Origin of the sequence: Ilumatobacter sp. (assembly GCF_049588435.1) — a bacterium.
Lineage (GTDB): Bacteria > Actinomycetota > Acidimicrobiia > Acidimicrobiales > Ilumatobacteraceae > Ilumatobacter_A.
Map to the genome: position 1 here is coordinate 1 of NZ_JBAVYV010000478.1, position 1,555 is coordinate 1,555.

Here is a 1,555-nt window from a genome sequence, read left to right on the forward strand (position 1 = left end):
CGGATCCGATGCAGTGGGAACACCCCAGCCTGAGCCCGCGCCCCAATCGTCGCCGGATCAGAATCGTGTCGCCTACGGCACCGGGCCCGATGGGCGCTGGTGGTTGCACGCCGATCTCGACCTCGACCTCGGCCTCCTCATCGAATCTGCGCTCGACGAAGCCCGCAACGCCGTCTTCGCCCGCGAGAACAGCGGGTCGGGACCGGATCAGGTGTACCGGGCGGTGTCCGACGTCGACGCGTTGGTCGAGCTCGCCCAACGATCGCTCGACACGATCAGCGAACCCGCACGACGCAACCGCTACCGCGTCAACCTTCTCCTCGACACCGACGGAACCGTGCGCACCGACCACCGCGATCTGCTCCCCGACACGATCGCCCGTCTCCTCACCTGCGACGGCAGCATCGACCCGGTGTTCGTCGAAGACGGTCTCCCGATCTCGGTCGGACGCACACAACGCACCATTCCCGACCGCACCCGGCGCACCGTCCTCCGGCGTGACGCCCATTGCTGCCAGATTCCCGGCTGCGGCTCGACTCGCGGGTTGGAGATCCACCACATCACGCACTGGCCCGACGGCGGCGAAACCAACACGTCCAACCTGATCACGTTGTGCGCCAGGCACCATCGGATGCACCATCGACATCGACTCGGGATCACCGGAAACCCCGACCGACCGGACACGATGCGGTTCACCACCGCCCGCGGGAATCCCATTCGGGCATCTGGGGCGAACCCGCACTCACCCGACGGGCCACCGCCACCGATCCGAGGGACCTACGAACACCCGCTCGGAGAGAGACTCGACGGCCGCTGGGTGACGTTCATCGACCCCACCATTCCCCGCGACCTCCGACACGAGCACCCCGACCTCGACCGACCGGACCTCGACCGACCCGACCACGACCGACCCGATCTCGACCATCCCGATCTCGACACCGGCTGACAACGGAGCGCCATCAGAGCGCCACGGTGTTGCCGTTGTGCTCCGTGACAGATGCACGGCGCGACGCTCTCCCCGGCAGGTGAGGGATGGTTCCGATCTCTGCGGTACCCCGGTGGTTGAATGGCGGGCGATGCTCAGCGAACTGCACATCGAGAATCTCGGAGTGATCGAGCGCCTCGACCTCGTGTTCGGGCCGGGATTGACCGCCCTCACGGGTGAAACCGGCGCCGGCAAGACGATGTTGATCGAGGCGATCGAGCTCCTCGTCGGCGGCCGAGCCGATGCCTCGATCGTGCGGAGGGGCGCTGCCGAGGCGCGGATCGAAGGTCGGTTCGTCGCCGACGGAACCGAGCGGATCCTCGCCCGGGTGGTCCCCGCCGACGGGCGTTCGCGGGCGTACGTCGACGGTCGTCTGGCGACGGTCACATCGCTCGCCGAAGTGGCCGAGGGAATGGTCGACCTGCACGGTCAGCACGCCCACCAGAGCCTGCTCTCGACGGCGACCCAGCGCGATGCGCTCGACCGGTTCGGTCACGTCGATCTCACCCCGTTGCGGGCGGCGCGGGCGCACCTCACCGAGATCGACGCGGCGCTCGCTGCCCTCGGCGG

At 68.2% G+C, this 1,555-nt stretch carries 2 protein-coding genes; both read left to right on the plus strand.

Translation table 11 applies throughout. The annotated features are described in order from the left end of the window. The coding region (locus tag WBV89_RS18100) for an HNH endonuclease (RefSeq protein ID WP_423982728.1) at window positions 1-946 on the plus strand (946 nt) is incomplete at its 5' end. Window positions 947-1,058: 112 nt separating this feature from the next. Continuing rightward, on the plus strand, window positions 1,059-1,555 hold a 497-nt coding region (locus tag WBV89_RS18105; RefSeq protein ID WP_423982729.1), incomplete at its 3' end, for an AAA family ATPase.